Here is a 26,414-nt window from a genome sequence, read left to right on the forward strand (position 1 = left end):
ACGGGACTTCAAGTCCCGTGTCTGTTTTCAAGGTAAGGAGTAACGAGCACATGGCTCACGCAGCTCAGATCAAAATCCCTGCCACCTACATGCGTGGCGGCACCAGCAAAGGCGTGTTTTTCAGCCTGCAAGATCTGCCCGAAGCGGCACAGGTTCCAGGCCCGGCCCGCGATGCTTTACTGCTGCGCGTGATCGGCAGCCCCGACCCGTACGACAAGCAAATCGACGGCATGGGCGGTGCGACGTCCAGCACCAGCAAAACCGTGATCCTGTCGAAAAGCCTCAAGGCCGATCACGACGTTGATTACCTGTTCGGTCAGGTGTCCATCGACAAGCCTTTCGTCGACTGGAGCGGCAACTGCGGCAACCTGACGGCAGCGGTCGGTTCGTTCGCCATCAGTAACGGCCTGGTCGAAGCCAGCCGCATTCCGCACAACGGCGTGGCCGTGGTTCGCGTGTGGCAGGCCAACATTGGCAAGACCATCATTGCCCATGTGCCGATCACCAACGGTGAAGTGCAGGAAACCGGTGATTTCGAACTCGATGGTGTGACCTTTCCAGCCGCCGAAGTGCAGGTCGAATTCATGGACCCAGCAGCGGAAGAAGAGGGCGGCGGCGGTTCGATGTTCCCTACCGGCAACCTGGTGGATGACCTCGAAGTACCCGGCGTCGGCACCTTCAAGGCGACCATGATCAATGCCGGCATCCCGACGATTTTCGTCAATGCCCAGGACATCGGTTACACCGGCACCGAGTTGCAAGGCGCGATCAACAGCGATCCGAAAGCGCTGCTGATGTTCGAAACCATCCGCGCTTATGGCGCATTGCGCATGGGCCTGATTTCGAACATCGACGAAGCGGCCAAGCGTCAACACACCCCGAAAGTGGCTTTCGTGGCCAAACCGGCGGACTACGTTTCGTCCAGCGGCAAGGCGATTGCGGCGGGCGATGTCGACCTGTTGGTGCGTGCGCTGTCGATGGGCAAATTGCACCACGCGATGATGGGCACCGCAGCGGTGGCCATCGGCACGGCGGCCGCTATTTCCGGCACGTTGGTGAACCTCGCCGCCGGCGGTGTCGAACGCAACGCGGTGCGCTTCGGGCATCCGTCGGGCACGCTGCGTGTCGGTGCCGAAGCCAGTCTGGTCAACGGTGAATGGGTCGTGAAAAAAGCCATCATGAGCCGCAGTGCGCGGGTGTTGATGGAAGGTTACGTCCGTGTACCGGGTGATTCGTTCTGAGATAAACGCTAAACCCTGTGGGAGCGGGCTTGCCCGCGATGAGGCCCGCACATCCGAAATTGATGTCGGCTGATACACCGCTATCGCGGGCAAGCCCGCTCCCACAGGTTATTGCATTTCAATAACAAGAATGGTTACACCAACCGAGACTTATCCCTGAACCGAGGTCCCATCAACGAACCACTTCAAGAGTGAATCGAACATGAGTGCCAACGTCGACCAGAACATCCGCCCCGAGTACGACCGTGTCCTACAGGACATTGCCGACTATGTCCTTACCTTCAAAATCGAATCCCAAGAAGCCCTCGACACCGCCCGCAACTGCCTGATGGACACACTCGGCTGCGGTCTTCTGGCCCTGCGGTTTCCCGAATGCACCAAACACCTGGGGCCTATCGTCGAAGGCACCGTCGTGCCGTTCGGTGCTCGTGTGCCGGGCACCCCTTATCGACTTGATCCGGTCAAAGCGGCGTGGGATATCGGCTGCACCGTGCGCTGGCTCGATTACAACGACACCTGGCTCGCCGCCGAATGGGGGCATCCGTCAGACAACCTTGGCGCGATTCTCGCGGTGGCCGATCACCTCTCGCAAAAACGTCTGGTCAATGGCGAGGCGCCGCTGACTGTTCGCGCGGTGCTGGAAGCGATGATCATGGCCCACGAAATTCAAGGCGTGATCGCCCTGGAAAACTCCTTCAATCGCGTAGGCCTCGATCACGTCGTGCTGGTGAAAGTGGCCTCGACTGCCGTCACCGCCAAACTCATGGGCGCCAATCGCGAGCAATTGTTGTCGGCGTTGTCCCATGCATTCGCCGACGGCCAGGCGCTGCGCACCTATCGGCATGCGCCAAATGCCGGCTCGCGTAAGTCCTGGTCGGCCGGGGATGCGACCAGTCGTGGCGTGCGGCTGGCAGACATCGCGATGCGTGGCGAGATGGGAATTCCCGGTGTGCTGACGGCCAAGCAATGGGGCTTTTACGACGTCTTGTTCAGCCACACCAACAACGATCTGGCGCTCAAGCCTGAAGGCAAACGAGCCTTCAGTTTCTCGCGGCCGTACGGCAGTTATGTGATGGAAAACGTGCTGTTCAAAATCAGCTTCCCGGCGGAGTTTCATGCGCAAACCGCCTGTGAAGCCGCCGTGACGTTGCACCCGCTGGTTCGCAATCGTCTGCACGAGATAGACCGCATCGTCATCACCACCCACGAGTCGGCGATCCGCATCATTTCCAAAGTCGGCCCGCTGGCCAACGCCGCCGACCGCGATCACTGCCTCCAGTACATGACCGCCGTGCCGTTGGCGTTCGGCACTCTGGTGGCCGAGCACTACGAAGACGACTTCCACGCTGCGCATCCGATCATCGATGTGCTGCGCGAGAAAATGGTCATCGTCGAAGACCCGCGCTTCACCCGTGAATACCTGGAAGCCGACAAACGCTCCATTGCCAATGCGGTGCAAGTGTTCTTCAAGGACGGCTCCAGCACCGAGAACGTGGTGGTGGAGTATCCAATCGGTCATCGCCGTCGTCGCGCCGACGGTATCCCGCTGCTGGAAGACAAGTTCAAAGCGAATCTGGCGACGCGTTTTACCGCTCAGCGCAGTGCGCAGATTGTTACGCTGTGCAAGGATCAGACTGCCCTCGAAGCCATGCCGGTCAACCGCTTCATGGATTTGTTGGTCATCTGAGCCACTTTTCCACAGGCAGTTTGGTGATCGCAAACCCTGTCAGCAAAATCGCCGAGTAGATCATCAGTTCCCGGGACAAGGTTTGCCCCTCGTACCAGGCGCCGATGATCACGGCGAACACCGGAAAGATGATAAACACGAACGACAAAATGATTGGGCTCAGCCGTTTGAGCAGCAGGAAATAAACGATAAAACCGCCCACCGAGGCCACCAGCCCGAGATAGAACAGGGCACTCCATGAACGCAGGCTGATGGCCGTAAACACCGGCGCTTCGACCGTCAGTCCGGCGACGAACAACATCAATCCGGCAATGCCGATGGGCAAGGTGTTGTAGGTGATCACGCTGATCGCCGTGCCGTGTTTTTTGGTCACCACATAACACAACGCATGCATCACTGCGGCGCAGAGAATGGCCAACACTCCGAACAATTCGGCATGGTCCAGATGCAGGCCCTGGCTGCGAATAATCATGAACAAACTGCCGAAGCCAATGACGATGCCGAGTACCTGTGACGGGTAGATTTTTTCCCGCAGGAACAACGCCGAAAACACCAGGATGAACACGGGCATGCAACTGAACAGCAGGGCGGTCAGCCCGGACGAAACGTGCATCTCGCCGTAGTTGAGCAAGTAGTACGGCAGGCTGAAGTACGACAGCGTGACGAACACAAAAAACCAGCGGCTTTTTTTCGGAAATCGCAGCGGTTCACGACGCAACAGCGCGAAGGTCAGGAACAGTGGAAAGGCCATCAGGAAGCGCAACCCGGCCGCGGTCAATGGCGGCACCGTTTCAACGGCAATCTTGATCCCCAGCCAGGTCGTGCCCCAACTCAGGCACACGATCAGGAACAACACACTGGTAACGAGCGCGGCCAGCCAGGGTTTTTCAGGGGTTGAAGACGTGCTGATGGCGACGGACATGATCGAGCTCCCGGAGTCGGCGCAATTGACCTGCATCTGTAAACGGTCTATCCATGATTGCACCTGTTTTCAGCACGCTATTCGGGGCATCAATGACTGTCAAAACAAGTATTGCCATGGTGTCAATTCTGCGCGACGGGCTCGCCAATGGTGTGGGCGTGAAGTACAAGCGCCTTGCCGATGCCGTGCACAAAAGCATTGTCGACGGATTGATCGAACCCGGCTGCAAATTGCCGCCCCATCGACTGCTGGCCGATAGCGTCGGTGTGACCATCGGCACCGTCAGTCGCGCTTACGGCGAACTCGAACGAATCGGTGTGGTAGTCGCTCGCGTCGGTGACGGGACGTATGTGCGTCAGCAAGGGATGGAGCGTGTGCGAGACGCAGGCTTTCGCAATGTCAGCGACGAACCGCAGCCGTTTTTTGACATGAGCCGCAATCAGCCGATTCCGGGGCAGGAGGCGCTGTTTCTGAGCCAGAGTCTGCACGCCGTGTCGCTCGATTCTGCAGCGATGCAGCGCGTCAGCGGCTACACCGCCGATGTCGGTTTGCAGCACTACCGCGAGGCGGGTGCACGTTGGCTTCAGCACGGTGCGTTTGCGCCGCACGCGGATCAGATTGTCTGCGTGAATGGCGGCCAGCACGGTCTGTTGTGTGCCCTGATGGCGCTGCTCAAATCCGGTGATACGTTGGTGACGGAACACCTGACTTATCCGGGGTTGATCAGTGTTGCACGGATGCTGGGAATCAAACTCATCGGCATCGCGATGGACGATGAAGGGCTGATGCCGCAAGCGCTGGAGGACATTTGCCGTCAGCACCGGGTTTCTGCGCTGTACTGCACGCCGACGATCCAGAATCCTACGGCTGCGGTGATGTCCGTCGCACGACGCGAGGCGATTGCACAGGTCTGTCGTCAGCACAATCTGCTGATCTTCGAAGACGAAGCCCACGCGGTATTGGCTCAACAGCGACCGTTGCCGCTGAGCTATTTCGCCCCGGAGCGCTCGGTGCTGATCGGCAGTTTGAGCAAGGCTGTTTCAGCGGGGTTACGGGTTGGCTATCTGCACGCGCCGCAGCCGTTGATCGGACGCTTGAGCGCCGCGGTGCGCGGGACCTGCTGGATGGCCAGTCCGTTGACGTTGGAAGTGGCGAGCCTGTGGATAGAAAACGGCATGGCCGAGCAGTTGTTGGCGCAGCAAATTGCCGAGATCAGCCGTCGTAAATCATTGGTGGCGGGGTTGCTGGAAGGGGCGGTGTACAAGACTCATTCCCACAGTCCGCATTTCTGGATCGAAGTGCCTGAGCCGTGGCGGGCGTCGCAGATTGCGGCGGAGCTCAAGGAGAAAAATTATCGGGTGGCGACAGCGGAGGCGTTTGCGGTTGGGCATGCCGCCGTTGCGCAGTGTGTTCGGGCGAGTGTGTGTAACTCGGCGGGGGATGATCGATTGTTGTTGCGAGGGTTTGAAGCGTTGGTGGGGGCGTTGGTCGAGACCGAGTAATCGTTCATCGCGGGCAAGCCATGCTCCCACAGGGGCCTCAGTCGTTCACAAATATTGTGTCCACTGAGGATCCCTGTGGGAGCGATTGCGATCAATCAAGCGCCGCAGAACTACTTGAACCGCCGCTCCACACCTTTCTCCACGAGAATTTTCGCCGAGATTTCTTCGACGGAAAAATGCGTGGAGTTGATGTGCGCAATGTTCTCGCGGCGGAACAGGTTTTCCACTTCTCGCACCTCGAACTCGCACTGGGCATAGCTCGAATAGCGGCTGTTGGGCTTGCGCTCGTTGCGGATCGCGGTGAGGCGGTCCGGGTCGATGGTCAGGCCGAACAGCTTGTGTTGATGGGCGCGCAGGGCGTTCGGCAGTGTCAGGCGCTCCATGTCGTCTTCGGTCAGCGGGTAGTTGGCCGCGCGAATACCGAATTGCATGGCCATGTACAGGCATGTCGGGGTTTTGCCGCAACGCGACACGCCGACCAGGATCAAATCGGCCTTGTCGTAATAGTGCGTGCGGGCACCATCGTCGTTGTCGAGGGCGAAGTTCACGGCCTCGATACGCTCCATGTAGTTGGTGTTGGCGCCAATGGAATGGGATTTGCCGACGGTGTAGGAAGAATGCTCGGTCAATTCCTGTTCAAGCGGTGCCAGGAACGTCGAGAAAATGTCGATCATGAAACCATTTGAGGTCGCGAGAATCTCACGAATGTCCTGGTTGACGATGGTGTCGAAAATAATCGGCCGGAAGCCGTCATTTTCGGCGGCTTTGTTGATTTGTTGTACCATGGCCCGCGCTTTATCCACGCTATCGATATACGGTCGCGTGAATTTGCTGAAGGTAATGTTTTCGAACTGCGCCAGGAGGCTTTGACCCAGGGTTTCGGCTGTGATGCCTGTCCCGTCGGAAATAAAGAAAGCAGATCGTTTCATTTGCACCTTGGGCCTTAAGCTAAAGACGAATCTTGGATATGATAGGCGCGGTTTGTTGGCCGCCAGTGGCCCGCATTCTCACTTATTTTCCAGGTCCAGGCCATACAGCTGGCAAACGCTCCTCCGAGCAGCCGGCTCCTGAGCTTTTCCAACACAGTTAGTGGAGAGATCACCTTGGTAGAGTACGTAGTTTCCCTCGATAAGCTCGGCAAACACGATGTTGAGCATGTGGGGGGCAAGAACGCATCCCTGGGCGAGATGATCAGTAACCTGGCAGGTGCCGGTGTTTCGGTGCCCGGTGGATTCGCCACGACAGCTCAGGCTTATCGTGATTTTCTGGAACTGAGCGGCTTGAACGATCAGATCCACGCCGCCCTCGATGCCCTGGATGTCGACGATGTCAACGCCCTGGCCCGCACTGGCGCCCAGATCCGTCAATGGATCATGGAAGCCGAATTCCCCGAGAAGCTCAACGCCGAGATCCGCACCGCGTTCGCCACGCTGTCGGCCGGCAACCCTGACATGGCCGTGGCCGTGCGCTCTTCCGCTACCGCCGAAGACTTGCCGGACGCTTCCTTCGCCGGTCAGCAAGAAACCTTCCTGAACATCCGTGGTGTGGAAAACGTTATCCGCGCCGCCAAAGAGGTGTTCGCTTCCCTGTTCAACGACCGTGCGATTTCCTATCGCGTGCACCAGGGCTTCGACCACAAGCTGGTGGCCCTGTCGGCCGGCGTTCAGCGCATGGTCCGCTCCGAAACCGGCACTGCCGGTGTGATGTTCACCCTCGATACCGAATCGGGTTTCCGTGACGTGGTGTTCATCACCGGCGCCTACGGCCTGGGTGAAACCGTCGTACAAGGCGCCGTGAACCCGGATGAGTTCTACGTCCACAAAGGCACGCTGGCCGCTGGTCGCCCAGCCATCCTGCGCCGCAACCTGGGCAGCAAAGCCATCAAGATGATCTACGGCGAAGTCGCCACGGCCGGTAAATCGGTCAAGACCATCGACGTCGACAAGGCTGATCGCGCACGTTTCTGCCTGAGCGACGCCGAAGTCAGCGAGCTGGCCAAGCAAGCGATGATCATCGAGAAGCACTACGCGTGCCCGATGGACATCGAATGGGCCAAAGACGGCGACGACGGCAAGCTCTACATCGTTCAGGCTCGCCCTGAAACCGTGAAGAGCCGTACCCAGGCCAACGTCATGGAACGTTACCTGTTGAAAGAAACCGGCACCGTGCTGGTTGAAGGTCGCGCCATTGGCCAGCGCATTGGCGCCGGCAAGGTTCGCATCATCAAGGACGTGTCCGAGATGGACAAAGTCCAGCCGGGCGACGTGCTGGTTTCCGACATGACCGACCCGGACTGGGAACCGGTCATGAAGCGCGCCAGCGCCATCGTCACCAACCGTGGCGGTCGTACCTGCCACGCGGCGATCATCGCTCGCGAGCTGGGCATCCCGGCCGTGGTCGGTTGCGGCAACGCCACCCAGCTGTTGAAAGACGGCCAGGGCGTGACCGTTTCCTGCGCTGAAGGCGACACCGGTTACATCTTCGAAGGCGAACTGGGCTTCGACATCAAGAAGAACTCCGTCGACGCGATGCCGGACCTGCCGTTCAAAATCATGATGAACGTCGGCAACCCCGACCGCGCCTTCGACTTCGCGCAGCTGCCGAACGCCGGTGTGGGCCTGGCCCGTCTGGAGTTCATCATCAACCGCATGATCGGTGTTCACCCGAAAGCGCTGTTGAACTACGACGGCCTGCCGCAGGACATCAAGGACAGCGTCGACAAGCGCATCGCCGGTTACAACGACCCGGTCGACTTCTACGTCGACAAACTGGTGGAAGGCATCAGCACCCTGGCTGCAGCGTTCACGCCGAAAAAGGTCATCGTGCGTCTGTCGGACTTCAAGTCCAACGAATACGCGAACCTGATCGGCGGCAAGCTCTACGAGCCGGAAGAAGAAAACCCGATGCTGGGCTTCCGTGGCGCCTCGCGTTACATCAGCGAATCGTTCCGTGACTGCTTCGAACTCGAGTGCCGCGCCCTCAAGCGCGTGCGCAACGAGATGGGTCTGACCAACGTCGAAATCATGGTGCCGTTCGTCCGTACCCTGGGCGAAGCCAGCCAAGTGATCGATCTGCTGGCCGAAAACGGTCTGGCTCGCGGCGAAAACGGTCTGCGCATCATCATGATGTGCGAACTGCCATCCAACGCGATCCTCGCTGAAGAGTTCCTCGAATTCTTCGACGGCTTCTCGATCGGCTCCAACGACCTGACTCAGCTCACGCTGGGCCTGGATCGTGACTCCGGGATCATCGCGCACCTGTTCGATGAGCGTAATCCGGCGGTCAAGAAGCTGCTGGCCAACGCCATCGCCGCGTGCAACAAGGCCGGCAAGTACATCGGCATTTGCGGTCAGGGTCCTTCGGACCACCCGGACCTGGCCAAGTGGCTGATGGAGCAGGGCATTGAAAGCGTTTCGTTGAACCCCGATTCCGTACTGGAAACCTGGTTCTTCCTGGCTGAGGGTCAGGCGCAGGCTTGATGTGAATGAAGCCCCGGTCAAGTGGCCGGGGCTTTAAGATTTGAGTAGGGCGGGCTCCTCTGGATGCCGCCCTTTTTTGTGCAAGAGCATTATGCAAAGCAGCAGCAACCTATTTCCTGTCGCCCTGATCAGCGCCGAACGGCGCGGCGATCTGAGCGAAGACGTTTACCGTTTGAAGCCGGGCAACAGCCCTGATGGCACCGTTGAATTGGCCGTCACGCGACTGGGCATGGCCGATGAAGCGGCGGTGCGTGGCGTGCCGGTGATTCTGTTGCACGGCAGCTTTTCCAATCGACGCTTCTGGTTTTCCCCGAAAGGCTTGGGGTTGGGCGCTTATCTGACGCGTCTGGGGTTTGATGTATGGATTCCGGAAATGCGCGGCCATGGCCTGTCCCAGCGCAATCAGAACTACCGCAAGAACCGCGTCGCCGACTACGCTCGTTACGACCTGCCGGCCATCGGTGCTTTTGTGCGCGAGCAAAGTGGCCAGGTCCCGCATTGGATCGGTCACTCGCTGGGCGGGATTACCCTGGCGGCGGCATTGGGCGGTGAGTACATCGGTGAGCCTGTGGTGGCGTCTGCGGCGTTTTTCGGCACGCAAGTCAGCCGCACTTACTGGCCGTTGAAGATTCCCCCGGTGGAGTGGGGCGGACGCTTCATTCTCAAGCGCTTTGCGCAGCTGTCGGGCTCACGGCTCAAGCGTGGCCCGGAAGACGAGCCGATTGGCCTGGCCCTGGAAAGCATGCGTTGGTACGGTTTGTTCGGGCGCTTTGGCGATGTCGACAAGGACTGGTGGGCCGGATTGGCCAACGTTCAGGTGCCGGTGTTAGCGGTGAGCGCGGTTGGCGATCATCAGGACCCGACGTGGGCATGCCACAAACTGTTCGAGCAGATTGGTAGCGAACACAAGCAGTTCATGAACCTTGGGCGTGAGCATGGCTTTGGCGACAATTTCGGTCACGTGGAAATGCTCGTCAGCAAAGCGGCTCAGGCAGAGGTCTGGCCGTTGGTGGCCCGTTGGTTGGGCGATCAACTGACGCCATTGTTGGGCGACAAGCCGGATCTGGCCGCGGCCATTTGAGCCCGATGCTCTAACAAGGGCATTTCGCTCTGGTCGGCTTGAGGCTAAGATATGACGCATTGTGTTGTTCTGGTCATTTTCAGTGACTGAATTAACGTTTCATTCAGCGCGGCCAACTCGACTGTCTTCTTTTTTACAGGAGTTTCTCGATGAATCATTACCTCACGCCTGACCTGTGCGACGCCTATCCGGAGCTGGTGCAGGTGCTGGAACCGATGTTCAGCAATTTCGGTGGCCGTGATTCGTTCGGCGGCGAAATCGTGACCATCAAGTGCTTCGAAGACAACTCGCTGGTCAAGGAACAAGCCGAGCTCAAGGGCAATGGCAAGGTGTTGGTAGTCGACGGTGGCGGTTCCCTGCGTCGTGCGCTGCTGGGCGACATGATCGCCGAGAAAGCCGCGAAAAACGGTTGGGAAGGGCTGGTGATCTACGGTTGCATTCGTGATGTCGACGTCATTGCACAGACCGATCTGGGCGTGCAGGCCCTGGCCAGTCACCCGATGAAAACCGACAAGCGCGGTATTGGCGATCTCAATGTTGCGGTGACCTTTGCGGGCGTGACGTTCCATCCAGGCCATTACATCTATGCGGACAACAATGGCGTGATTATCTCGCCAAGCCCGCTGAAAATGCCTGAATAAAGCGTTGCCAACAAAGGAGTGAGGATGTTCGAGGAAGAAAACGCGCAATGGGGCCTGGTGCATGCCCTGGTGCTGGACGGTAAAGGCGGTGCGCGTTCGATAGCCCGGACTGAACTCGATGACTTGCAGCTTCAGGCTTATGAAAGTCTGTGGCTGCACTGGGATCGCAGTCACCCGCAAACTCAGACCTGGCTGCGTAAATCCAGTGGTTTGAGTGAATTCAGCTGTGACCTTCTGCTCGAAGAAAACACCCGGCCGCGCCTGTTGCCGTTGCCGGATGCCGAACTGTTGCTGTTTCTGCGCGGGGTCAACCTGAACCCCGGCGCTGAACCGGAAGACATGGTCTCGGTGCGGATTTTTGCATCGGCCCAGCGTGTTATTTCCTTGCGATTGCGCCCATTGCGCGCAACCGATGAATTGCTGGTGCAGCTCGCCGAAGGCAAAGGGCCAAAAACGGCCTCCGAACTCGTTCTCTATATGGCGCAGTACCTCACCAACAAAGTGCAGGATCTGGTCAGTTGCCTCTCGGAAGTGGTCGATGACGAAGAGGAAAAACTGGATGCCGACGAACGGTATACTCCCGAGCACGGAGCCATTTTGCAGATCCGTCGCAGGGCCGCAGCGCTGAAACGATTCCTGGCACCGCAGCGAGATATATTCGGTCAGCTGACACGGATCAAATTGCCCTGGTTCGTCGACGACGATGCGGATTACTGGAACGAATTGAACAACAGCCTGACCCGGTATCTGGAAGAGCTGGAATTGACCCGCGAGCGGGTGGGCCTGGTTCTCGAGGCTGAAGACAGACGCTTGAGCGTGCGGATGAATCGCACGATGTACCGCTTCGGGATCATCACCGGGATCTTTTTGCCGATGAGTTTTTTGACCGGTCTTCTGGGGATCAATGTGGGTGGGATTCCGTTCTCGGCCAGTCCGTATGGCTTCCTGATTGCGTGCCTGATGATGGTTTCGGTGGCGGTCGGGCAGTGGTGGTTATTTCGACGTTTGCGCTGGGTCTGAGCATGCGGCATGTGACCCGAGCAAATTTGACCGCGTCTTTCACAGACATCACGAGAGGTGCGTATGCACGATCCGTTTGAACAGTCTTTGCGCGACATGCTCAATGCATCACCGTCCACCCGGGACGACGATGCGTGCCTTGGGCGTGTACTGAAAACCGCCAACCGCCAGGTCGGCGCCGGTGATCTGTTCAGCCTGTTGGGCCGCTGGTTGCCCGCGCTGATGATCGCCCTCAATAACGGCTCGGCCCACATCTCGCCGGTATCCCGTCACCGTAAACCTACCGTTCGCACTGCTGATAAGGCTGATTGAATATGGAACTTGATCTCTGGACTCAGAGCCTCGTCACTGCAATGACTGCGTTATGGACCAAGGTTGCGAACTTCATTCCGAACCTGTTCGGCGCACTGGTCGTGCTGCTGTTGGGTTTTGTCGTGGCGAAACTTTTGGACACTTTGCTGTCCAAGCTGCTGGCCAAACTGGGTCTTGATCGCCTGATGGGCGGTACCGGTCTGACTAAATTACTGTCCCGGGCCGGTCTTCAAGTACCGATCTCTACCTTGATCGGCAAGATTGTCTATTGGTTCGTTCTGCTTATTTTTCTGGTTTCTGCAGCGGAATCCCTTGGACTTGAACGAGTTTCAGCTACGCTGGATATGCTTGCGCTCTATTTGCCGAAGGTGTTCGGTGCGGCGCTGGTCCTGTTGGTGGGTGTCTTGCTGGCACAACTGGCCAATGGATTGGTGCGCGGCGCAGCAGAAGGCGTAGGTCTGGACTATGCTTCCGGGTTGGGACGTATTGCTCAGGGCCTGGTGATCATCATCAGTATCTCGGTAGCGATCAGCCAGTTGGAGGTCAAGACTGACCTGCTCAACCATGTGATCGTTATCGTATTGATTACCGTTGGTCTGGCGGTAGCGTTGGCCATGGGTTTGGGAAGCCGGGAAATTGCCGGTCAGATTCTTGCGGGAATCTATGTGCGTGAGTTGTATCAGGTTGGGCAACAAGTGCGTGTTGGCGAGGTCGAAGGCCAGATCGAAGAGATCGGCACGGTTAAAACCACATTGCTGACCGATGAGGGTGAGCTAGTCTCTCTCTCAAATCGGATTCTCCTGGAGCAGCATGTGAGTAGCCGCTAACCCGGCAAACCCTGCTAATGTACGCCGCCGCAAAATGCCCTGAGGGGCTGCGGCGGACATTGACCTGACTGTCGGCCCGACTTGTTTTGAATAAAGCTCAATCGCTCTCCACGCGCTACGACCCCCGCGAGCTCTCTGATGAGGAGTTGGTCGCGCGCTCGCACACCGAGCTGTTTCACGTAACGCGCGCCTATGAAGAACTGATGCGGCGTTACCAGCGAACATTATTTAACGTCTGTGCCCGATACCTTGGGAACGATCGCGACGCAGATGATGTCTGTCAGGAGGTCATGTTGAAGGTGCTGTATGGCCTGAAGAACTTTGAGGGTAAATCGAAGTTCAAGACATGGCTATATAGCATCACGTACAACGAATGCATCACACAGTATCGGAAGGAACGGCGAAAGCGTCGCTTGATGGACGCTTTGAGTCTGGACCCCCTCGAGGAAGCGTCTGAAGAGAAGACGCCGAAACCTGAGGATAAGGGTGGACTTGATCGCTGGCTGGTGTATGTAAATCCGATTGACCGTGAAATTCTGGTGCTACGATTTGTCGCAGAGCTGGAATTTCAAGAGATCGCGGATATCATGCATATGGGATTGAGTGCGACAAAAATGCGGTATAAACGTGCTCTAGATAAATTGCGTGAGAAATTTGCAGGCATTGCTGAAACTTAGTTCAGCGCAAATATCTCTTACGTGTAGGCAAGTTCTGATAGACTTGCCGCCGAGTTGTCCCCCGGTTTGAGGGACTGCTTTACAATCACCAGATGGGGATTTAACGGATGAAACTGAAAAACACCTTGGGCTTGGCCATTGGTACTCTTATTGCCGCTACTTCTTTCGGCGCTCTGGCACAAGGCCAAGGCGCAGTTGAAGGCGAGCTCAACTACGGGAAGAAGTACAACGACAGCGTTAAGAACGTTGAAGACGGCTACACTCCTGGCGCCTCCATCGGTTACTTCTTGACCGACGACGTATCGTTGAACTTCACCTACAACGCTGAAGACTACACCCGTTCGAACAACAACACTGGCAAGCAGAAAATCGAAGGCGACAGCTTCGGTCTGAACGCTCAGTACCACTTCAACAACGCCGGCGACGCTCTGCGTCCTTACGTTCAAGGTGGTGTTAAGCACGGCAGCATGAGCAACGTTCAAGCTGACGGCCACAGCGGCCGTGACCAGTCGACTTTCCTGACTGCTGGCGCTGGCGTTAAGTACTACTTCGTAGAAAACGTTTACGCACGTGCTGGCGTAGAAGCTGACTACAAACTGGACAACGGCAAGTGGGATTACATTCCTTCCGTAGGTCTGGGTGTTAACTTCGGTGGCGGCAACAAGCCAGTCGCTGCAGCTCCAGCTCCAGAAGTCTGCTCCGACAGCGACAACGATGGCGTGTGCGACAACGTTGACAAGTGCCCAGACACCCCAGCCAACGTAACTGTTGACGCTGATGGCTGCCCGGCAGTTGCTGAAGTTGTTCGTGTTGAGCTGGACGTGAAATTCGACTTCGACAAGTCGGTAGTCAAGCCAAACAGCTACGGCGACATCAAGAACCTGGCTGATTTCATGAAGCAGTACCCATCGACTACCACTACTGTTGAAGGTCACACCGACAACGTCGGTCCTGACGCTTACAACCAGAAACTGTCTGAGCGTCGTGCAAACGCCGTTAAACAAGTTCTGACCAACCAGTACGGTGTTGAATCCTCCCGCGTTCAGTCTGTTGGCTACGGCGAATCCCGCCCAGTTGCTGACAACAAAACTGCAGAAGGTCGCGCTGTAAACCGTCGCGTAGAAGCGCAGGTTGAAGCTAAAGGCAAGTAATTAGCCTTAAGCTCTGAGAAAAGCCCGGCTTAGGCTGGGCTTTTCTTTGTCTGCGATTTGGTGAGGCAAGTCAGAACTACTCAGATCGATTTACTTGTCTTCGCAGTGACTCACACCCCCACAGGGATTGAGTTGCACTGGCCGCTACTGCGCCGATCACCAGAATGGCCGGGCTTTTCAACTCAAAGGCGCCGGCATCTACTTCCATGGCTGACAGGGTGCTGCGGCATTCCCGTTGATGCGGCAGCGATGCGTTTTCGATCATCGCCACCGGCGTATCTGCCGCCATCGCGCCGGCCAACAATTGCTCGCGTATCTCGCTGAGCTTCGCCACCCCCATGTAAACCACCAGCGTCGTGCCACCTTGGGCCAGTGCCTGCCAGTTCAGGCTGCTGCCATCCTGGGTGTGGGCGGTGACCAACGTCACTCCTCGGGCAACGCCCCTCAAGGTCAACGGAATATCGCATTGCGTCGCGCCTGCCAGCCCGGCGGTGATGCCATTGACCAATTCGGTATCGACCCCGCGTTCGCGCAACCACTGCGCCTCTTCGCCACCTCGACCGAAGATGCACGGATCACCACCCTTGAGCCGTACCACGCATTTGCCCTGTCGGGCATAACGCAGCATCAGGCGGTGAATGAACGCTTGAGGGGTTGAGCGGCAGCCGCCACGTTTACCCACCGGGATAATCCGCGCATCGGGGCAATGCTCCAGCACCGCTTCGTTGACCAGATCGTCGATCAGCACCACATCCGCTTCTCTCAGTGCCCGCACAGCCTTGAGCGTCAGTAATTCAGGGTCGCCGGGACCCGCACCCACCAGCCAGACTTTTGCGCTCATAGTGTTTTCCTCACGAGATGACGGCGACCGGCTGCGCAGTAGCAGCCAGCAAACGCTTGATTTCCGGGACGCACGAACCGCATTGCGTGCCGCAACCCAATTCCTGTTTCAAACCTTGCAAGTCCAGGCCACGGCGGATACCGGCGCAGACTGCGTTTTGGCTGACGTTTTTGCAGTTGCACAGGGTTTTGTTGCCGATCGAGGCGGCATCGATCTGCCCCGGTGGTGCGCTCAGGGGCGCGAGCAGCCAGCGCCGCAGTTGCTCATCGGCGCGACCTTCGAGCCACAGGCTTTGCAACCAGTGTTGGGCGAGAGTTTCACCCGCCAGGCGAATAGCGGTGATGCGCCCGTTCTCGATCCGCACTCGCTTGCCGATGGAGCGCCGTGGATCGTCGTATGCCAAAACCGGTCCATCGAGGAGCCCGAGGCACTCATCAATGTCACGCAGCAGTTTCGGGGCTGGCGCGAAGGCGCTGGCAGCGCGTATCAGCAGCGCGGGGCGCTCACGGCCGGCAAGGCTGAGGCTGGCGTAGGAAAACGCCTCGCAGAGGGTGCGTAGGCTCTCAAAATGCTGTGGGATGTCTCCCTCGATCAGCGCAAACAGGTGCCATGGCAAATGCACGGGCTCAAGGCGCACACCGCTGTGCTTGAGTTCCGGTTGTTTCGACAGTGGATCGAAGGCCGCAAGGGTGAGGGTGTTTACACCTCCCTTGAGGAAGCGGTCACCAAAATGCATCGGCAAAAACGCCTGCCCCGGGCGCACGCTGTCATCGCTGGAGACTGGCACGATCACGGCGCCGCGACGGCTTTTCAGGCTGATCAAGTCACCTGGTTGCAGGCGATGCCTGCGCAACTCGTCCGGGTGCAGGCTCAACACCGCTTCGCTGACATGACCGAACAGCTGCGCCGCAGTGCCGGTACGGCTCATGCCGTGCCATTGATCGCGCAGGCGACCGGTGATCAGCGTCAGTGGGAAACGCGCATCCCGTTGTTCCTTGGCGGCGCGATACGGGTCGGCGACGAATTGCGCGCGGCCGCTGGCAGTCGGGAAGATACCGTCGAGATAGAGGCGGGCGGTACCTTGGCGGGCGCCGGCCGGAAATGGCCATTGCTGCGGGCCGAGCTGGTCGATCAGCGCATGGCTGACCCCGGACAAGTCCAGATCACGGCCGCGGGTCAGTAATTTGTATTCGTCGAACACCTGCGCCGGTGTTTCAAAGGCAAACAAACTTGGGGATTCGGGGCGTAAATGTTTTTCCAGCCGCTGCGCGAAATCCACCGTGATCGCCCAGTCCGGGCGCGCGGAACCAGGTGCGACGATTGCCCGGCGGACGTGGGAAATACGCCGTTCCGAATTGGTGACGGTGCCTTCCTTTTCACCCCAGCTCGCAGCGGGCAACAACAGGTCGGCAAACCCGGCGGTTTCAGTGGTACGAAAGGCTTCTTGCAGCACCACGAACGGGCAGGTTTCAAGTGCCGCACGCACAGCCGTCTGATCAGGCAGTGATTGTGCGGGGTTGGTGCAAGCGATCCACAGTGCTTTTATTTTTCCGCGGCCGACCTGGTCAAACAACTCGATGGCCGTCAGCCCAGGGTTCTCAGGCAGTTGATCGACGCCCCAGTAAGCCGCTACATCGGCACGATGCTCAGGGTTGGCGGCGTCGCGATGCCCTGGCAGCAGGTTCGACAGACTGCCGGTTTCCCGCCCGCCCATGGCGTTCGGCTGACCGGTCAATGAGAAAGGTCCTGCGCCGGGGCGGCCAATTTGCCCGGTCGCCAGGTGCAAATTGATCAGCGCGCTGTTTTTCGCGCTGCCGGCGGTGGACTGGTTTAGCCCCATGCACCACAACGACAGGAAACTCGGTGTCGTACCGACCCATTCGGCGCATTGCTGCAATTGCTCAACGCTGATTCCACACAGCTGCGAAACCATTTGCGGTGTGTAATCGCGCACCAGGTTTTTCAGCTCGGTCAAACCGTCGGTGTGGGCCTTGATGAAGTCTCGGTCGATCCAGTCTTCCCACAGCAGCAGGTGCAAAATCCCATGGAACAGGGCGACATCGGTCCCGGGAAGAATCGCCAAGTGCAGGTCAGCTAGATCGCACGTGTCGGTGCGACGCGGATCGATGACGATGACTTTCATCTGTGGTCGGCGGGATTTGGCTTCTTCCAGTCGACGAAAAAGTACCGGGTGGGCGTAGGCCATGTTACTGCCGACGATCATCACGCAGTCGCTCAACTCCACGTCTTCATAACTGCACGGTGGCGCATCGGCGCCCAGGCTGCGCTTGTAGCCGACCACCGCCGACGACATGCACAGTCGCGAATTGCTGTCGATGTTGTTGGTGCCCACCAACGCCCGCGCCAGTTTGTTGAAGGCGTAATAGTCCTCGGTCAGCAATTGCCCGGAAATGTAGAACGCCACGCTGTCCGGGCCGTGTTCGGCAATGGTCCGGGCGAAAACGCTGGCGGCATGATCGAGGGCGGTGTCCCAGTCGGTGCGGCTGCGTGCCAGGCCTTTGCCCAGGCGCAGTTCGGGATAGAGCGCTCGCGCAGTCAGGTCACCGGTCAAATGCAGGGTTGATCCCTTGCTGCACAATTTGCCGAAGTTGGCCGGGTGGGCCGGATCGCCACTGACGCCGAGGATGCGCTCGTCGTCATGTTCGATCAGCACACCGCAGCCGACGCCGCAATAGCAGCAGGTAGAAGCGGTGATTTGACGGTTCATCAGCTTGCTTCCCGCAGGGCCAGCAGCACCCGACCATTCTCGACCCGTGCCGAGTGATGGTGGGCGCAGCCGATGTCAGGGGCCAGGGCTTCGCCGGCTTCCAGGTCGATTTGCCAGTTGTGCAGCGGGCAGGCCACGCGTTTGCCGTACACCAAGCCTTGTGACAGCGGCCCGCCCTTGTGTGGGCAGCGGTCGTCGAGGGCGAAAACCTCATCGTCGCTTGTACGAAAAATCGCGATATCACCTTTCGGCCCGGCAATGATCCGCGAGCCCAGGGCATTGATGTCTTCCAGTGCGCAGATATCCAGCCAGTTCATGCCAGCACCTCCAGGTTCTTCAACGGAATGACGTCGAACTCTTTTTTCAGCTGCGGCTGCGCCAGGCGTTCCTTCCACGGGTCTTGCTCGAACGACAGCGAGAATTGCAGGCGATCATTGAGTGCCTTGCGCCGCACCGGGTCCTCCAGCACGGCTTTCTTGATGTGTTCCATGCCGACCCGTTGCAGGTAATGCACGGTGCGCTCCAGGTAGAAGGCTTCTTCGCGATAGAGCTGCAAGAACGCGCCGTTGTATTCACGAACTTCTTCAGCGGTTTTCAGCTTGACGAAGAACTCGGCGACTTCGGTTTTGATCCCGCCATTGCCGCCGATGTACATCTCCCAGCCGGAATCCACGCCGATGATTCCTACGTCCTTGATGCCCGCTTCCGAGCAGTTGCGTGGGCAACCGGAGACCGCCAGTTTCACTTTGTGCGGTGACCACATGTTGAACAGGTCATGCTCCAGTTCGATGCCCAATTGGGTGGAGTTCTGGGTGCCGAAGCGGCAGAACTCGCTGCCAACGCAGGTCTTCACGGTGCGGATGGATTTGCCGTAGGCGTGACCGGATGGCATGTCGAGGTCTTTCCAGACGCCCGGCAAGTCCTGTTTCTTGATCCCCAGCAAGTCGATGCGCTGGCCACCGGTGACCTTGACCATCGGTACGTTGTACTTGTCGGCGACGTCGGCGATGCGCCGCAGTTCCGAAGGGTTGGTCACGCCGCCCCACATCCGCGGGACAACCGAATAGGTGCCGTCTTTTTGAATGTTGGCGTGGGCGCGTTCGTTGATCAGGCGTGATTGCGGGTCGTCCTTTGCCTCACCCGGCCAGGTGGAAATCAGGTAGTAGTTGAGGGCCGGGCGGCACGTGGCGCAGCCATTCGGTGTGCGCCAGTTCAAGTAGCTGATGGTCCCGGCAATGGTCAGTAAATGTTGCTCGCGGATGGCCTGGCGGATTTGGCCGTGGTTGAGGTCGCTGCATCCGCAGATGGCTTTTTCGCTTTTCGGTTTGACGTCCGCCGCGCCACCCACGGTGTTGATCAGGATCTGCTCCACCAGCCCTGAGCAGGAGCCGCATGAACTTGCAGCCTTGGTGTGTTTTTTCACCTCGTCGACACTGAACAGTCCGTGCTCCTGAATCGCCTTGACGATGGTGCCTTTGCACACGCCGTTGCAACCGCACACTTCGGCGGTATCGGCCATGCTCATGGCTTTGTCCTGACCTTGATGCCCGACGTCACCTAGAGCGTTTTCACCGAACATCAGGTGATCGCGGATCTCGTCGATGGCGTGATTCTCACGAATCTGCCGGAAATACCAACCGCCATCGGCCGTGTCGCCGTACAGGCAGGCGCCGACCAGCACGTCATCCTTGATCACCAGTTTTTTGTAGATCCCGCCGATCGGATCGGAGAGGGTGATGGTTTCCGTGCCTTCGCCGCCCATGAAGTCGCCGGCAGAAAACAGATCGATGCCGGTGACTTTCAATTTGGTCGACGTCACCGAACCTTGATAGCGGGCGAAGCCCAATTGGGCGAGGTGGTTGGCGCAGACTTTGGCTTGCTCGAACAGGGGCGCGACGAGGCCGTAGGCGATGCCGCGATGGCTGGCGCATTCACCGATGGCGTAGACCCTCGGGTCGTAGGTTTGCATCGTGTCATTGACCAGAATCCCGCGGTTGCAGGGGATGCCGGATTTTTCCGCGAGTTCGGTGTTGGGGCGAATGCCAGCGGCCATCACCACCAAGTCGGCGGGGATGATGTCGCCGTTCTTGAATTCAACCGACCCGACCCGGCCATTGCCCCCGTCGTGCAGCGCCTGGGTTTGCTCGCGCAGGCGAAAGTGCAGGCCGCGCGCTTCGAGGGCGGTTTGCAGCAGTTGACCGCTGGTCTTGTCCAATTGTCGTTCCAGCAACCACTCGCCGATATGTACCACGGTCACGTGCATGCCGCGCAGCATCAGGCCGTTGGCGGCTTCCAGGCCCAGCAGGCCTCCACCGATCACAACAGCGTGCTTGTGGGTCTTGGCGGTGTTGATCATGGCCTGGGTATCGGCGATGTCGCGGTAGCCGATCACACCCTGCAAGGTGTTGCCGGGGATCGGCAAGATGAATGGGGTCGAACCGGTGGCGATCAGCAGGCGATCGTATTCGGCTTCGGTGCCGTCTTCGGCGATGACGCGGCGTTTGACCCGGTCGATCTCCACGACTTTGCGGTTGAGCAACAGCTTGATGTTGTTTTCCAGGTACCAGTCGAGGTCGTTGAGCACGATCTCTTCGAACGTCTGCTCACCGGCCAGTACTGGCGACAGCAGGATGCGGTTGTAGTTGGTATGAGGTTCGGCGCCGAAGACCGTGATGTCGTACAGCTCGTTGCTCAGCTTGAGCAGTTCTTCCAGGGTGCGAACCCCGGCCATGCCGTTGCCGATCATCACCAGTTTTAGTTTTTTCATCAGGTTCTCCGGGGAGTTCAGACCCGCCTCATCAGGGCTTTCAGGTCTTGCTCGACAATTTTGCGCAAACAAAAAAAGGCGTCCCGCTAGTTGCCTAGCGAGGACGCCTTTGTCCTTGTCCCGTTCTCTCGGGCAGCGCAGCCTTCTACGTTGAAGGCCGGGCTTTATGTGTGGTGAAGAAGGTAATGCAGTGGTTGTGCCAAGTGCTCCAGGTCAACGGGTTTGTTGGGTTTAGTCGTGGTTTCGGACTTTGGCAGGAGCGTTTTTGCACCGATTCAATGCACGTCGCCCGCAATTGGCGCGGCTACAAGGGATCTGTGTCAGCCATGAACCACTAGAAACAGCAGCGCCAGATTGATCACCAGCGACACCAGCGCCATCGTGCGCCAGACTTTCAACGGCTCGCGCTCCAGCAACGGCTTGGGGCGCACGCTCAAACTGCGCCGCTCGCCTTGCTCCAGTACCAGCAACCATTCTTCCGCCGTTTCAAAGCGCACAAGCGGATCCGCTGCGACAGCCCGTTGCAAACACTGCGCGATCCAGTCGGGCACATCCGGCCGGTAGCGACTGGCGCTCACCGGTACACCAAACCGGGGCCGCTGAAACGCTTCGATTTCGCCGTAGGGATAGTGCCCGGTCAGCAGCCAGTACAACGTCACGCCGACGGCATACAGGTCTTGTTGCGGCGTCGGGATGCCCCCGCGAAAGGCTTCCGGTGCGATATAGCTGGGTGTTCCGGGCAGGGCCGAGGGTTGATCCTCGGACAAGCCCGGGCAGTAGGCGAGGCCGAAGTCCAGCAGACGTAGCTCACCGTCGTCCCCCAGCAGCAGGTTGTCCGGTTTGATGTCGCGGTGCAGGATTTGTCGGCGATGCAGCAGCCCCACGGCGCGGAGCAGGCGTTCGGCCAGGTCTTGCCATTGAGCCAGTGGCAGTGGTCCGACACCTGCGTGCAGTTCTGCCAGCGTCGATCCGGAATATTCACGCATCACGTAGTACAAATGCTGACGCTGACTGGCGGCATGGACTTCAGGGAAATGCCGTCCGGCCACGCGTTTGAGAAACCATTCCTCCGACAGCAGTGCCTGCCCGGCCAAGTGATCGTCGCGCAGCGCACCGGGCAAGGTTTTCAGTAGCCAGGGTTGCTGTTGCCCATCGCGCACTCGGTAGAGCAGTGACTGCTGGCTCTGGCCGACGATCCCCTCGACCTGCCAGCCTTCGAAGGACTGACCGGGTTTCAGTGCAGGAGGCAGCGGCCATTGCTGCAAATGAATCAGTGCGTCGCCGATGCTCGTTTCACCGAGGGCGTCAACGCGCACCAGCAGGGCGCTGGCGTTGTCCTGGCTGCCGGCCAGGTGCGCCGCGCTGACCAAGGTCTGTGCGGCACTGTCCAGATCGGGCTGATCGCGCAAAATAGCGGCAATGGCCGTATCGCCCAGCACGGCCCAGATGCCATCGCTCAGCAGGACAAAACTTTCATTGAGGCGCAATTCGCCATCGAGAAAATCCAGCACCAGATGTTGGTCGAGGCCCAGCGCCCGTTTGAGCACATGTTGCATGCCCGGTTGGTCCCAGACGTGATCCTCGCTGACGCGCTGCAACTGATCCGCGTGCCAGCGGTACACGCGGCAATCGCCGACATGGGCCAAGGTAAAACGCCTGCCGCGCATGACCAGGGCGCTGACGGTGGTCAGCAGCGGCTGCCCACCGCCATTGGCCTGCAACCAGCGATTTTGCGCCAGCAGCAGACGGTCCAATGCCTGGGCGACACCCCAGGTTTCCGGGGTGGCGTAATAATCCAGCGCCAGGGCCTGCAAGGTCGAGCGAGCGGCGAGGCCGCCGTCGGCGCATTGGCTGACGCCGTCGGCAATGGCGAACAAGTAACCCTTGCTCGCCGCCAATGCCGGGGCGGGCGTCACCAGGCGCAGGGCGTCCTGATTTTCCTCGCGCGGCCCCGTGGCGCTGGCTTCGGCAAAACTCAATTGCAGGCTCATTGAGGCGTCAGACCCGAGCCGCCGTCACGGCGGCCGAACCCCATGTGGTTCTCCAGCGACGTTTCACCCCGTGCAAGCCGAACCAGGCCAGAACACCGAGGCTGGCGAACAACCACAACGCCAGTTGGTAGCTGCCGGTGCTTTGCTTGATCGCGCCCATGCCGGCCGCCAACGCGAAGCCGCCGATGCCGCCGGCCATGCCGATCAAACCGGTCATTACACCAATCTCCCGACGAAAACGCTGCGGCACCAACTGGAAAACCGCGCCGTTACCAGCGCCCAGACCGAGCATGGTGCAGACGAAAAGTGCCAGCGCTGCGTAGGAACTCGGCAGATTGAAACCCACCGCCGCGATGCAGACGGCGGCCACGGTGTAAATCGCGAGCAGCGTGCGAATACCGCCGAACCGGTCGGCCAGTGCGCCACCCAAAGGACGCATCAGACTGCCGCCGAACACGCAGGCCGCGGTGTAGTAACCGGCGGTCACCGGGCTCAGGCCGTACTGGTCGTTGAAGTAGCCGGGCAGGGCGCTGGCCAGGCCGATAAAACCACCGAAAGTCACGCTGTAGAAAAACATGAACCACCAGCTGTCGCGGTCACCCAAGGCCTTGAAGTAGTCGGCCATGGATTTGGCTTTCGGCCGCTCCGGTGCGTTTTTCGCCAGCCAGGCGAAGACGATAATGGTCAGGATCAGCGGGATCAGGGCGAAGCCGAACACGTTGCTCCAGCCGAATGCCGCCGCCAGTACCGGGGCGATCAATGCCGCCAGAACCGTGCCGGAGTTGCCCGCTCCGGCGATGCCCATGGCTTTGCCCTGATGCTGTGGCGGATACCATTGCGACGCCAGCGGCAGGGCGACGGCGAAGGACGCACCGGCCATGCCCAGGAACAGGCCCAGCACCAGCGCTTGCTCGTAGCTGTGAATGCCTAGTTTCCAGGCGCCGAACAGCGCACAGATGACAATGACCTGGCCGATCAGCCCGGCGGTTTTGGGCGACAGCCGATCTGCCAGCATGCCCATGATGAAGCGCAGCACGGCCCCGGCCAGAATCGGCGTGGCCACCACCAGCCCGCGCTGTTGCGTGGTCAGGTGCAGGTCGGCGGCGATCTGCACTGCCAGTGGGCCGAGCAGGTACCAGACCATGAAACTCAGGTCGAAATAGAGAAAGGCCGCGAACAGGGTCGGGGTATGGCCGGATTTCCAGAAGCTTGAATTCATCGCGCACCTCAGCTGTGAAGAGTCTCGAGAAGGAGTCATGAGCTAGCAGGTGGGGCGCCTTTGGGCCGCACCACCGGCCCCGGGCTGTGGGGCCAAAACGAAAAAACGCCGCTACCCGATTCGCCAGGGGCAAATGAGGTGAGCGACGTCTTTGTCGTAGGTGGGGCAACCGCCGTTGGTTACCTGTGGTGATTACATAGCCAAATCTGTGCCAACAACCGAGACCTGGTGGAGATCGTTCCCACGCTCCGCGTGGTCACGCCGCCGTGGACGCTCTGCATCCGCTTCACGCTGTGACGCGGAGCGTCACGGGATGCATTCCCACGCGGAGCGTGGGAACGATCATCTGTGCCAGGTTCGGGAGATCGGTTACTGGAGCAACTCACTGATGGCAATGATCTGCTCCGCCACTTGAATCAGTTTCTGCTGGCGGCTCATGGCCTGGCGGCGCATCAGGGTGTAGGCCTCTTCCTCGTTGCAATGCTTCATCTTCATCAACAAGCCCTTGGCCAGCTCGATACGCTTGCGCTCGGCCAGTTGCTGGTCGCGGGCATGCAATTGGGCGCGCAGTGCCTGGTCGCTTTCAAACCGCGCCATGGCCACGTCGAGAATCGGCTGCAAGCGTTGTGCGTGAATGCCTTCGACGATGTAGGCACTGACCCCGGACTGGATCGCCTGACGCATCACGCCGGGGTCATGTTCATCGGTAAACATGACGATCGGCCGTGGCTGATCGCGGGTGACCAGCACCACTTGTTCCATCACATCGCGGCTCGGTGACTCGGTATCGATCAGAATCACGTCCGGGCGCACCGTTTCGACGCGCTCGGGCAGGTCGATGGTCAAACCCGATTCGTCGATCACCTCGAATCCGGCTTCAGTCAGCGCGGCTTTCAGGCGGCCGACTTTTTTCGCCGTGTCGTTGATCAGCAGGATACGCAACATGTTCGCAGTCTCCTGTCAGCGGTGGGCGAATCGGTAAGAGCTGTCGCTCATCGCGTGCAGCTTGAAACTGCGGGCATAGCCGACCGGATCGGAACCGTCCCAGACGTTGCCGTCGATCAACTGGCTGCTGCGCATGTCTTGATCCGAAGCGGCGACACCGACGGCGTTGGCGGCTTCGCGGTACAGGTCCAACTGCTGAACCTGACGGGCCACACCGAGGTAATCCGGGTCGTCGCGCAATAAACCCCAGCGCCGGAACTGGGTCATGAACCACATGCCGTCAGACAGGTACGGAACGTTGACCTCGCCACCGGCGTGGAAACGCAGTGCGTGCGGGTCCTGCCAGCGATTGCCCAGGCCGTCGGCGTAATCGCCCAGCAGACGTGGCTCGATGCAGTCCAGAGGGGCGTCGAGGTAATCGGGTGCACTAAGTAGTTGTGCAGTGCTGCGGCGATTTTCCGTGCTTTGCTCGATGAAGCGGCTGGCTTCCAGGATCGCCATCACCAAGGCCCGCGCGGTGTTGGGGTAGTGCTCGACAAACGCACGGGTACAGCCGAGGACTTTTTCCGGGTGGTCGGGCCAAATGGTCTGGGAGGTTGCCATTGTGAACCCCAGGTTTTGCTGCACCGCGCTGGCGGCCCATGGCTCACCCACGCAAAAACCGTCGATACGCCCCGCTTGCAGGTGCGCGACCATTTGCGGTGGCGGTACCACCACGCTGTCGACATCCTGCAACGGATGGATACCCTGGCTCGCCAGCCAGTAATACAGCCACATGGCGTGGGTGCCGGTGGGAAATGTCTGGGCGAACGTGAGTTTTGGGCGAGTTTGGTGCACGTGTCGGTCGAGTGCTTCAGGACCGGTCACGCCCAGCGCCTGCAAACCGTGGGAGAGATTGATGCTCTGGCCGTTCTGGTTCAGCCCCATCAGCACGGCCATGTCAGTCGAGGCTACGCCGCCGATGCCCAGGTGCACCGCATAAATCAGGCCGTACAGGCTGTGCGCGGCGTCGAGTTCGCCGCTGACCAGTTTGTCGCGCAGGTTGGCCCAGGACGACTGGCGCTTGAGGTTCAGGGTCAGGCCGTAGGGCTGGGCGAACCCCTGGGTGGCGGCGACCACGACCGAGGCGCAGTCGCTCAGGGCCATGAAGCCGAGATTGATGTCGGTCTTTTCCGGGGCATCGCTGCCATTGACCCAGGCCAGGGGGGTGGCTGGAACTTCAATCATCGTTAAGCACCTTCCATAAAAAAACGCCGTACCGGGCGGCTTGCCAGAGCAAGGGCCAGTGACGACGCCTTTGTCTTTCGACCCATCCCGCCGTTGGCATGAGTGCTGATAGCGGTGGTGGTGCAAGGCATATGCCATCGCGGGCTGATTTTGTCG

Annotated in this window: 21 protein-coding genes; 11 read left to right on the forward strand and 10 right to left on the reverse strand. The window is 59.3% G+C overall.

What is annotated here, in order from left to right:
• The first annotated feature begins 50 nt into the window (after positions 1 to 50).
• Both prpF and prpD read left to right on the forward strand, forming a co-directional pair.
• On the forward strand, positions 51 to 1,241 hold the full coding sequence (gene prpF / locus LOY55_RS09065) for a 2-methylaconitate cis-trans isomerase PrpF (RefSeq protein ID WP_046027061.1): 1,191 nt from the start codon (positions 51 to 53) through the stop codon (positions 1,239 to 1,241).
• 202 nt (positions 1,242 to 1,443) lie between these two features.
• Positions 1,444 to 2,928 carry a 2-methylcitrate dehydratase gene (gene prpD / locus LOY55_RS09070; protein WP_223522477.1) on the forward strand — a complete coding sequence of 495 codons (1,485 nt, stop codon included), beginning with the start codon at positions 1,444 to 1,446 and terminating at the stop codon, positions 2,926 to 2,928.
• Here the strand turns inward: prpD and LOY55_RS09075 are convergent.
• A complete protein-coding gene (locus tag LOY55_RS09075) occupies positions 2,921 to 3,805 on the reverse strand; it encodes a DMT family transporter (RefSeq protein ID WP_223522499.1) in 885 nt (294 codons plus the stop codon). The genes prpD and LOY55_RS09075 overlap by 8 nt on opposite strands.
• A gap of 137 nt (positions 3,806 to 3,942) precedes the next feature.
• Here LOY55_RS09075 and LOY55_RS09080 point away from each other — a divergent pair, with 137 nt between their 5' ends.
• A complete protein-coding gene (locus LOY55_RS09080) occupies positions 3,943 to 5,352 on the forward strand; it encodes a PLP-dependent aminotransferase family protein (protein ID WP_223522476.1) in 1,410 nt (469 codons plus the stop codon).
• A 110-nt stretch (positions 5,353 to 5,462) separates the two neighbouring features.
• On the opposite strand, the gene LOY55_RS09085 is transcribed toward LOY55_RS09080, so the two are convergent.
• Positions 5,463 to 6,281, reverse strand: a complete 819-nt coding sequence (locus tag LOY55_RS09085) for a pyruvate, water dikinase regulatory protein (RefSeq protein ID WP_046027057.1) — start codon at positions 6,279 to 6,281, stop codon at positions 5,463 to 5,465.
• A 174-nt stretch (positions 6,282 to 6,455) separates the two neighbouring features.
• On the opposite strand from LOY55_RS09085, the gene ppsA reads away from it, so the two are divergent.
• The 8 genes from ppsA to LOY55_RS09125 all read left to right on the forward strand — a co-directional run bounded on the left by ppsA (position 6,456) and on the right by LOY55_RS09125 (position 14,540).
• The gene (gene ppsA, locus LOY55_RS09090) at positions 6,456 to 8,831 is read left to right on the forward strand and encodes a phosphoenolpyruvate synthase (protein WP_223522475.1); all 2,376 of its coding nucleotides are present in this window, start codon (positions 6,456 to 6,458) and stop codon (positions 8,829 to 8,831) included.
• A 91-nt stretch (positions 8,832 to 8,922) separates the two neighbouring features.
• Complete coding sequence (locus LOY55_RS09095) at positions 8,923 to 9,912, forward strand: alpha/beta fold hydrolase (protein WP_223522474.1); 990 nt, start codon at positions 8,923 to 8,925, stop codon at positions 9,910 to 9,912.
• A 149-nt stretch (positions 9,913 to 10,061) separates the two neighbouring features.
• Positions 10,062 to 10,553 carry a ribonuclease E activity regulator RraA gene (rraA, locus tag LOY55_RS09100; RefSeq protein WP_027922555.1) on the forward strand — a complete coding sequence of 164 codons (492 nt, stop codon included), beginning with the start codon at positions 10,062 to 10,064 and terminating at the stop codon, positions 10,551 to 10,553.
• A 24-nt stretch (positions 10,554 to 10,577) separates the two neighbouring features.
• Positions 10,578 to 11,573, forward strand: coding sequence for a zinc transporter ZntB (locus LOY55_RS09105; RefSeq protein ID WP_046027053.1), 996 nt, complete (start codon positions 10,578 to 10,580; stop codon positions 11,571 to 11,573).
• A 63-nt stretch (positions 11,574 to 11,636) separates the two neighbouring features.
• On the forward strand, positions 11,637 to 11,885 hold the full coding sequence (locus LOY55_RS09110; protein WP_046027052.1) for a hypothetical protein: 249 nt from the start codon (positions 11,637 to 11,639) through the stop codon (positions 11,883 to 11,885).
• A 2-nt stretch (positions 11,886 to 11,887) separates the two neighbouring features.
• Entirely contained in the window at positions 11,888 to 12,712 is an 825-nt protein-coding gene (locus LOY55_RS09115) for a mechanosensitive ion channel family protein (RefSeq protein WP_008048604.1), read from the forward strand.
• Positions 12,713 to 12,798: 86 nt separating this feature from the next.
• Positions 12,799 to 13,389: an RNA polymerase sigma factor SigX gene (sigX, locus tag LOY55_RS09120; protein ID WP_010456518.1), complete on the forward strand. Its 591-nt coding sequence runs from the start codon at positions 12,799 to 12,801 to the stop codon at positions 13,387 to 13,389.
• 107 nt (positions 13,390 to 13,496) lie between these two features.
• Entirely contained in the window at positions 13,497 to 14,540 is a 1,044-nt protein-coding gene (locus LOY55_RS09125) for an OmpA family protein (RefSeq protein WP_109785972.1), read from the forward strand.
• A gap of 76 nt (positions 14,541 to 14,616) precedes the next feature.
• On the opposite strand, the gene cobA is transcribed toward LOY55_RS09125, so the two are convergent.
• From cobA to LOY55_RS09165, 8 genes are all read right to left on the reverse strand, one after another.
• On the reverse strand, positions 14,617 to 15,381 hold the full coding sequence (cobA, locus tag LOY55_RS09130) for a uroporphyrinogen-III C-methyltransferase (RefSeq protein ID WP_223522473.1): 765 nt from the start codon (positions 15,379 to 15,381) through the stop codon (positions 14,617 to 14,619).
• 10 nt (positions 15,382 to 15,391) lie between these two features.
• The gene (locus tag LOY55_RS09135) at positions 15,392 to 18,109 is read right to left on the reverse strand and encodes a nitrate reductase (RefSeq protein ID WP_223522472.1); all 2,718 of its coding nucleotides are present in this window, start codon (positions 18,107 to 18,109) and stop codon (positions 15,392 to 15,394) included.
• Positions 18,109 to 18,426, reverse strand: a complete 318-nt coding sequence (gene nirD / locus LOY55_RS09140; RefSeq protein WP_223522471.1) for a nitrite reductase small subunit NirD — start codon at positions 18,424 to 18,426, stop codon at positions 18,109 to 18,111. The genes LOY55_RS09135 and nirD overlap by 1 nt, the downstream gene beginning before the upstream one ends.
• Entirely contained in the window at positions 18,423 to 20,876 is a 2,454-nt protein-coding gene (gene nirB / locus LOY55_RS09145; RefSeq protein ID WP_223522470.1) for a nitrite reductase large subunit NirB, read from the reverse strand. Before nirB ends, nirD begins: the two co-directional genes overlap by 4 nt.
• 320 nt (positions 20,877 to 21,196) lie before the next feature.
• Entirely contained in the window at positions 21,197 to 22,867 is a 1,671-nt protein-coding gene (locus tag LOY55_RS09150) for a bifunctional protein-serine/threonine kinase/phosphatase (protein ID WP_223522469.1), read from the reverse strand.
• A gap of 7 nt (positions 22,868 to 22,874) precedes the next feature.
• Positions 22,875 to 24,086, reverse strand: a complete 1,212-nt coding sequence (locus tag LOY55_RS09155) for a NarK/NasA family nitrate transporter (RefSeq protein ID WP_258667914.1) — start codon at positions 24,084 to 24,086, stop codon at positions 22,875 to 22,877.
• A gap of 369 nt (positions 24,087 to 24,455) precedes the next feature.
• Positions 24,456 to 25,031 (reverse strand): ANTAR domain-containing response regulator, encoded by a 576-nt coding sequence (locus LOY55_RS09160; RefSeq protein WP_258667915.1) that lies wholly within the window; start codon positions 25,029 to 25,031, stop codon positions 24,456 to 24,458.
• A gap of 15 nt (positions 25,032 to 25,046) precedes the next feature.
• The gene (locus LOY55_RS09165) at positions 25,047 to 26,258 is read right to left on the reverse strand and encodes a CmpA/NrtA family ABC transporter substrate-binding protein (protein ID WP_223522468.1); all 1,212 of its coding nucleotides are present in this window, start codon (positions 26,256 to 26,258) and stop codon (positions 25,047 to 25,049) included.
• Between the last annotated feature and the right edge of the window lie 156 nt (positions 26,259 to 26,414).

This window comes from Pseudomonas sp. B21-040 (assembly GCF_024748695.1).
Taxonomy (GTDB): Bacteria; Pseudomonadota; Gammaproteobacteria; order Pseudomonadales; family Pseudomonadaceae; genus Aquipseudomonas.

Excerpts from the sequence above, each read along its gene's own strand:
- LOY55_RS09080 (WP_223522476.1), top strand. The coding sequence starts at position 3,943 with ATGACTGTCAAAACAAGTATTGCCATGGTGTCAATTCTGCGCGACGGG.
- LOY55_RS09110 (WP_046027052.1), top strand. The coding sequence starts at position 11,637 with ATGCACGATCCGTTTGAACAGTCTTTGCGCGACATGCTCAATGCATCA.
- LOY55_RS09155 (WP_258667914.1), bottom strand. The coding sequence starts at position 24,086 with ATGAATTCAAGCTTCTGGAAATCCGGCCATACCCCGACCCTGTTCGCG.
- LOY55_RS09165 (WP_223522468.1), bottom strand. The coding sequence starts at position 26,258 with ATGATTGAAGTTCCAGCCACCCCCCTGGCCTGGGTCAATGGCAGCGAT.
- LOY55_RS09095 (WP_223522474.1), top strand. The coding sequence starts at position 8,923 with ATGCAAAGCAGCAGCAACCTATTTCCTGTCGCCCTGATCAGCGCCGAA.
- LOY55_RS09105 (WP_046027053.1), top strand. The coding sequence starts at position 10,578 with ATGTTCGAGGAAGAAAACGCGCAATGGGGCCTGGTGCATGCCCTGGTG.
- nirB (WP_223522470.1), bottom strand. The coding sequence starts at position 20,876 with ATGAAAAAACTAAAACTGGTGATGATCGGCAACGGCATGGCCGGGGTT.
- prpD (WP_223522477.1), top strand. The coding sequence starts at position 1,444 with ATGAGTGCCAACGTCGACCAGAACATCCGCCCCGAGTACGACCGTGTC.
- LOY55_RS09115 (WP_008048604.1), top strand. The coding sequence starts at position 11,888 with ATGGAACTTGATCTCTGGACTCAGAGCCTCGTCACTGCAATGACTGCG.
- LOY55_RS09160 (WP_258667915.1), bottom strand. The coding sequence starts at position 25,031 with ATGTTGCGTATCCTGCTGATCAACGACACGGCGAAAAAAGTCGGCCGC.
- prpF (WP_046027061.1), top strand. The coding sequence starts at position 51 with ATGGCTCACGCAGCTCAGATCAAAATCCCTGCCACCTACATGCGTGGC.
- LOY55_RS09085 (WP_046027057.1), bottom strand. The coding sequence starts at position 6,281 with ATGAAACGATCTGCTTTCTTTATTTCCGACGGGACAGGCATCACAGCC.
- nirD (WP_223522471.1), bottom strand. The coding sequence starts at position 18,426 with ATGAACTGGCTGGATATCTGCGCACTGGAAGACATCAATGCCCTGGGC.
- LOY55_RS09125 (WP_109785972.1), top strand. The coding sequence starts at position 13,497 with ATGAAACTGAAAAACACCTTGGGCTTGGCCATTGGTACTCTTATTGCC.
- LOY55_RS09150 (WP_223522469.1), bottom strand. The coding sequence starts at position 22,867 with ATGAGCCTGCAATTGAGTTTTGCCGAAGCCAGCGCCACGGGGCCGCGC.
- cobA (WP_223522473.1), bottom strand. The coding sequence starts at position 15,381 with ATGAGCGCAAAAGTCTGGCTGGTGGGTGCGGGTCCCGGCGACCCTGAA.
- LOY55_RS09135 (WP_223522472.1), bottom strand. The coding sequence starts at position 18,109 with ATGAACCGTCAAATCACCGCTTCTACCTGCTGCTATTGCGGCGTCGGC.
- rraA (WP_027922555.1), top strand. The coding sequence starts at position 10,062 with ATGAATCATTACCTCACGCCTGACCTGTGCGACGCCTATCCGGAGCTG.